General features: G+C 36.1%; 10 protein-coding genes. 4 read left to right on the forward strand and 6 right to left on the reverse strand.

Annotation, left to right across the window (positions count from 1 at the left end):
* Positions 1-58: 58 nt before the first annotated feature.
* Together JZO83_RS14010 and JZO83_RS14015 are read right to left on the reverse strand one after the other, a co-directional pair.
* Positions 59-547: a hypothetical protein gene (locus JZO83_RS14010; RefSeq protein WP_207116113.1), complete on the reverse strand. Its 489-nt coding sequence runs from the start codon at positions 545-547 to the stop codon at positions 59-61.
* Between the two features lie 249 nt (positions 548-796).
* Positions 797-994, reverse strand: a complete 198-nt coding sequence (locus tag JZO83_RS14015; RefSeq protein WP_206859419.1) for a hypothetical protein — start codon at positions 992-994, stop codon at positions 797-799.
* 269 nt (positions 995-1,263) lie between these two features.
* On the opposite strand from JZO83_RS14015, the gene JZO83_RS14020 reads away from it, so the two are divergent.
* Positions 1,264-2,019: a C39 family peptidase gene (locus JZO83_RS14020; RefSeq protein ID WP_207116110.1), complete on the forward strand. Its 756-nt coding sequence runs from the start codon at positions 1,264-1,266 to the stop codon at positions 2,017-2,019.
* 59 nt (positions 2,020-2,078) lie between these two features.
* Positions 2,079-2,510: a hypothetical protein gene (locus JZO83_RS14025; protein ID WP_206859423.1), complete on the forward strand. Its 432-nt coding sequence runs from the start codon at positions 2,079-2,081 to the stop codon at positions 2,508-2,510.
* 105 nt (positions 2,511-2,615) lie between these two features.
* Here the strand turns inward: JZO83_RS14025 and JZO83_RS14030 are convergent, their stop codons facing one another.
* Positions 2,616-2,987 carry a YxeA family protein gene (locus tag JZO83_RS14030; RefSeq protein ID WP_207116111.1) on the reverse strand — a complete coding sequence of 124 codons (372 nt, stop codon included), beginning with the start codon at positions 2,985-2,987 and terminating at the stop codon, positions 2,616-2,618.
* A 159-nt stretch (positions 2,988-3,146) separates the two neighbouring features.
* Here JZO83_RS14030 and JZO83_RS14035 point away from each other — a divergent pair, with 159 nt between their 5' ends.
* Positions 3,147-3,332: a hypothetical protein gene (locus JZO83_RS14035; protein WP_019724087.1), complete on the forward strand. Its 186-nt coding sequence runs from the start codon at positions 3,147-3,149 to the stop codon at positions 3,330-3,332.
* A gap of 154 nt (positions 3,333-3,486) precedes the next feature.
* On the opposite strand, the gene JZO83_RS14040 is transcribed toward JZO83_RS14035, so the two are convergent.
* Both JZO83_RS14040 and JZO83_RS14045 read right to left on the reverse strand, forming a co-directional pair.
* Entirely contained in the window at positions 3,487-3,675 is a 189-nt protein-coding gene (locus JZO83_RS14040; protein ID WP_206859428.1) for a hypothetical protein, read from the reverse strand.
* Between the two features lie 22 nt (positions 3,676-3,697).
* The gene (locus JZO83_RS14045) at positions 3,698-3,961 is read right to left on the reverse strand and encodes a hypothetical protein (protein WP_206859432.1); all 264 of its coding nucleotides are present in this window, start codon (positions 3,959-3,961) and stop codon (positions 3,698-3,700) included.
* Between the two features lie 168 nt (positions 3,962-4,129).
* Here JZO83_RS14045 and JZO83_RS14050 point away from each other — a divergent pair, with 168 nt between their 5' ends.
* Positions 4,130-4,387, forward strand: coding sequence for a glucose uptake protein (locus tag JZO83_RS14050; RefSeq protein WP_207116112.1), 258 nt, complete (start codon positions 4,130-4,132; stop codon positions 4,385-4,387).
* Positions 4,388-4,454: 67 nt separating this feature from the next.
* On the opposite strand, the gene JZO83_RS14055 is transcribed toward JZO83_RS14050, so the two are convergent.
* Positions 4,455-4,889, reverse strand: coding sequence for a universal stress protein (locus JZO83_RS14055; protein WP_206859434.1), 435 nt, complete (start codon positions 4,887-4,889; stop codon positions 4,455-4,457).
* Between the last annotated feature and the right edge of the window lie 292 nt (positions 4,890-5,181).

Genomic DNA, 5,181 nt, shown 5'->3' on the forward strand with positions numbered 1-5,181 from the left:
TTTGTCTACAATCTGAGCTCCCTATTCTAAAATAGGGAGCTGTTTTTCATTTTAGTATTTATTCGTCTTCATGCTCAATCATGATATCAAGTTCTGCATCATCATTTAAATGCTTCGCTAAAAAGGGAATCAGTTCTTCTAATGAAACAGAAAACTTCAATAACGGTCCACGCCAACCATTTCGGAAAAAATTCATTTTGACTTCTTTCGAATCTTTTGGTTGGTAAAGAACGATTTTATTTATTTCAGAAAAAGGCACCCCTCGACGGTCAAAACTATTCAGTACTAACCCTTCTGTTGTCAGACCTCGACTGTCTAGTAAGAAACTCAATAAGACAAGCGAAGCTAAGACCCCTTTCACTAACTCATCTAAAGTTGGTTGACTGACCAATGTATACCATAGAACCAGTATAGCTAGAAAAGGAACAACTAAATAGACCCAGCGATTCCGCACCGTTTTATACACGATTTCTCGGCGCACCAGCCAAAGAAATAAACACATGACGATGACAAATAGAAAAAGAACTATTGTTAAAAAGGAAACCATCTTATCGATCCACACCTCTATTTTCAACTCTTAGAAAATCCAAGGGGTAAATCCTGTCCCCTTCTTTAACTAAACGATCGGTGATCCAAAAGTTGACCTGCAATGCTAAGATCAGATCACTTTTTTCACGACCTAGATAATCGGTATTCAAGGAGCAACACTTCGGTCATAAGACGTGCTAAACGCTTCTTTCATAACCTTAAAAGGACCTGCAACATTACTTATTCGATGTTGCATGTCCAGATCTTCTTATTCAAATGTATCATACTTAGCTACTACCATGCTAGCTTTTTCTTCTAATAATTCTTGATCTTCTATAGCGCATTGGGCAACTTTGACTACGGCGCAATTTGTCATTTTTGAAACAACTTCTCCAACAACTGCTTTGGTAAAACCAATGGGCCTACATGAATATTGTTCTCCTAAATTAATCATTTCTTCCGTCATCAAAATCCTCCTAAACTACTCAAACAGTTTGCCACAGAAAATCATCGATTATTTATCTGTGTGTGTCGTTAGTGATGATTTGATCAAAAACTTATTTGATCTATCCGCATTATAGCGTACTGTTTTCGTTTTCACAAATTTAAACAGCTGAATCTGTCAAAAAGTAGTTTTTTTGGATAATTTTCGTTTTTTTATACGCATCAAAAAAGTTTACAGTAGTTTTTTACAGAAAAACAATTATAATAGAAAACAGTCTGGGGGAGAATTCCATGTCAAAACAAAAAGGTAAAAAACGATTCTTACTCGTTGGGACAGCACTCGTGTTGATTTCAAGCGTCTTTTACTTTACTCATAAACAAACAGAAGATAAAAAATCGTTATCCTCATCTGCTGAAAAAGTTGAGCAAACGATCAAAAGCGAAGAAAAACAAGTACTTCTCGATGTGCCAATTGAAAATCAGTTCGATGAACCTGCCCTGGAGAACGGTTGCGAAGTGACTGCATTATCGATGTTGTTACGCTTCTATGGCTATGAAACTACAAAAAATCAATTAGCCGAACAGTTGAATTATGTTCCAGTTTTCAATGAGGATGGTACTCATGGCGATCCAAACGAAGGTTTCGTCGGTGAGATCTGGGGTGGCGATTGGGCAATGGGCGTCTATGTGCCACCTATCGCTACATTAGCTCAAGAAATCGTGCAAACCGATTATCATACCGAACCGCAAACAGATGCTCGTTTGGCAGATATCAAATCTGCGCTCAGAGATGGCAAACCGGTCTGGACTTCTGTCACGATCGACTTTCAAGTGCCAACAGAATATGACTTCATGACTTGGACGACTGCAAACGGTGAAGTACAAGTCACTCCATTAGTCCACGCCTGCGTCGTCACTGGCTTTGATGAGCAGTCGATCTATGTCAACGATCCTTACGGTGAAAAAAATCGGGCGGTACCCATCGATGACTTCGAGCAAGTGTTTGAGGCAATGGGTGGTCAAATGCTCACTTTAGAAAAGAACTAGTAATTCCTAGAAAAATAGCTTATACTCAAGCTAACAACGCATGGAAGGAGTGAGATGCTGTGGAACGATTTATTCATAAAAAGGCTGATCCAAATGAGATCCCAATCATTTTCGTCCGTGATACTTCAGGGAACATCCAAAAAAAAGTGTCAGTCAATGAATGGACAAATCGATACAGCCCTGCTTCCCTTGATTTACTAGAAATCAAACTATATCGGCAAGCACTAGCTTATTATTCTGAGCAAGACTATGAAAAAGCGATCGATTTGTTAAAATTTTTGATCATTCAAACTGGCTATACCCATTTTGAATACATTGAGCGCCTAGCGACTATCTACCGTAAAATCCATGCAGAAGCACTTGAATATCAATTGCTTTCTTCTGTCTTAGCATCAGCAGAAATCATCGGCTTACCTAGTGGATTGATCAAAAAAATCGAACGGCGGATCGACCAATTGAAACTGAATATTGAGAAAAACGAAGAAAAATAAAATAAGCCTAAGAACGAAAGATTACGTAACGAATCGATCATTCTTAGGCTTGTTTTTTTGAGTATGGTGCCGTTTTATTTCATAGTTTACATAATAAAAATATAATTAACCAATAACTGATAATGCTTTTTCAGGAACCGCTTCTCTTGAAACTTCTTCGTACGTTTCAACATGGGCGCCTTTATTTGTTAGTTTCAAGTAACGATCTTCTTTTAAAACGGAGATACCATTAAACTCGATCTCACGTTCATTTCCATTCGCATCAACTGCTTTTTGGATATATTTTGCTGTACCATATGAATTGACTTCATCTGGTTGTTTTGTTTTCACATAAACTTCTCCCTTTGTGACCAATGGATTTAACTGATCAATCACTGCTGGCAATTCTCCACTTGCCCCTTGCGTGTAAAACTTTAAACCAAATAACGCCAAACCACTAAATACTGCAATACTTACTAAAACTTTGATTATTTTCATTTTCCTACCTCCTATTTACTCTTTGAGTATATCCTGTGGGTAAATTTCTAACATCCGTCTGTGGATTGAGTTTTTTATCAGACTTTCGCACAGAAGTTATTTTTACAAAATCTCTTTTATTTCTGCTATTATTATAAGAAAGAAAGGATGTGTTTCATTATGAATAAAGAAGAAATACTTCAGAAAATCAAAGATCTGGTCCAAAGTGGAAATTTTACTGAAGCCAAAACATTTTTCGAAGAGCATAAAGAACAACTAGGTCCTTATAAAGAAAAAGCCCAAGAATTTTTGCAAAATGTCGACTTTCAAGGAATAACTGACAAATTTAAAAATCTATTCAAATAAAGTTGTGTCGCTATCTCATGATTAAAGTTCACACGACAGAAGCTAAAAAAAAACCTCAACAATCAATAATTGTTGAGGTTTTTTTAGAGTTTCTTTGACTTTTTTTGCGAAAAGTCGATGTTCAAAAAAGGCATCCTTCTGCCCTATCCTACTATCAAAATAGTCTTGTAGGGTCATAGTGATAAGTCACAGAGCCATTCAATTGGGCTTTACCGACCACAAACTTGCGATTTTCAAGCTTTAACCACGCCTCGCGAAAAGCCATGACTTCCTCACGCTTGACCTCTATTTTATCGATTTTTCCATCAATTAAATCTTGGATCATTTGCTCATAGGGATTCATCTCAGATAACCTCCAGCTTCTTTCAGTATTCAGTGAATATCGGTGCATGTACTTCTTTCGTGTCTAGATCTTTGCGCACATTCACTTTTGTATAAATCACTTTTTCAACCGGAATGCTGTAGTAACTCTCTTCCCCATCTGTAAATTGATGAAAATCCGTTTTTGACAAAATACCATCGATTTTGTTCATCAAAACGCGCGGTTCCACACTATTGCTAACTATATAGTAGTAAATACGGATATTATTCACTAAATGTAGATCTACTTCTAAAATTACTTGGTCCATGAAACATTACACCCTTTCCTTAAAAGGATTATAACAATAAGTGAACTAAGAATCAAAAAAACGACTTTTTTATAAAATCAAGAAATTTTATAACATCTACCCTTGTGTAAAAACATACAAAATGTTATTTTTAATTATGGATTTCATTTCCTTGGAGGCGTATATAATATGGACACTTTGGGACAATTAGTCTTTTATGTTCCTTTTTTTCTAATGACAGCTTTAGCGATCTACTACACAAAGTGGACCAAACGTAAGGTTACCGTTTTGATTGCACTTCTTCCTGTAGCGTATTTCTCTTACAGGATCTTTTCCTTGCGGCATTGGGAGTCCACTCGAAAATTGCTCTCTCGTGAATTTGGTTTGATTGTTTCAATGATTCTATTGATCTTATGGATCTTTTATCTTTACAAACATCCGAAGTAAACTATCTAGCTGTTTACACTAAAAAAGCCACGTTGAATTTGAACAACGCAGCTTTCATTCTTACTATTTATTTTACTACTAATACATTACATGGCGCATGTGTCACTACATAAGAAGCTGTTGATCCTACCAATGCTTGTTGGATCGATCCTTTACCAGTTGCACCCATCACGATCAAATCGATCGACTCTTGTTTTGGCAATACTGTAGCGATCAATGTTCTCGGATCACCAGTTTCGACGATTGCATGGATCGTTTCGATACCAAATTCTTTTGCATCATTGATTCTCTTCAATAATTCTACTTCCGTTTTTTGCTTTTCTTCTGCATAGATTTTTGAGAATGCATAGGCGCTATGCGTCAATTCAATTTTATTGATGATCGAAACGATCAATAACTCCGCCTGGTTATCCCTCGCTAACTCTAAAGCTTCAGCAAAAGCCTTCTCTGCTTTCGCTGAACCATCAATTGCCACCATTATTTTATTATACATTTTACCCATTAGTACCGCCTCCTTATATCTTTTAGTGTATCATTTTGTACGAATTTTATAAAAAATTCACTTTTTTCTTGGTTCGTGAAAAATAATTTGCGTCTTTTTCGTTTTTTCATTTTTGAATCTTTCTAATAAAAAACAAATGTCAGAAGCGCATGATTATCCATTTATGATTTTTTTCTAATTAAAACGCACATTATTTAAACATACATTTGTTACATAAAATGCACTTTTGTCACAAACTGTCACGTATCTTTCACCTATGAAATATGATCGCGTGTTAAAGTATTACTCGTTA

It is taken from the genome of Enterococcus sp. DIV1298c (assembly GCF_017316315.1).
Lineage (GTDB): Bacteria > Bacillota > Bacilli > Lactobacillales > Enterococcaceae > Enterococcus_B > Enterococcus_B mangumiae.

Bases quoted from the DNA above. Each gene is read 5' to 3' on its own strand.
- JZO83_RS14010 (WP_207116113.1), bottom strand. From the start codon at position 547: ATGGTTTCCTTTTTAACAATAGTTCTTTTTCTATTTGTCATCGTCATG.
- JZO83_RS14015 (WP_206859419.1), bottom strand. From the start codon at position 994: ATGACGGAAGAAATGATTAATTTAGGAGAACAATATTCATGTAGGCCC.
- JZO83_RS14020 (WP_207116110.1), top strand. From the start codon at position 1,264: ATGTCAAAACAAAAAGGTAAAAAACGATTCTTACTCGTTGGGACAGCA.
- JZO83_RS14030 (WP_207116111.1), bottom strand. From the start codon at position 2,987: ATGAAAATAATCAAAGTTTTAGTAAGTATTGCAGTATTTAGTGGTTTG.
- JZO83_RS14035 (WP_019724087.1), top strand. From the start codon at position 3,147: ATGAATAAAGAAGAAATACTTCAGAAAATCAAAGATCTGGTCCAAAGT.
- JZO83_RS14040 (WP_206859428.1), bottom strand. From the start codon at position 3,675: ATGAATCCCTATGAGCAAATGATCCAAGATTTAATTGATGGAAAAATC.
- JZO83_RS14045 (WP_206859432.1), bottom strand. From the start codon at position 3,961: ATGGACCAAGTAATTTTAGAAGTAGATCTACATTTAGTGAATAATATC.
- JZO83_RS14050 (WP_207116112.1), top strand. From the start codon at position 4,130: ATGGACACTTTGGGACAATTAGTCTTTTATGTTCCTTTTTTTCTAATG.
- JZO83_RS14055 (WP_206859434.1), bottom strand. From the start codon at position 4,889: ATGGGTAAAATGTATAATAAAATAATGGTGGCAATTGATGGTTCAGCG.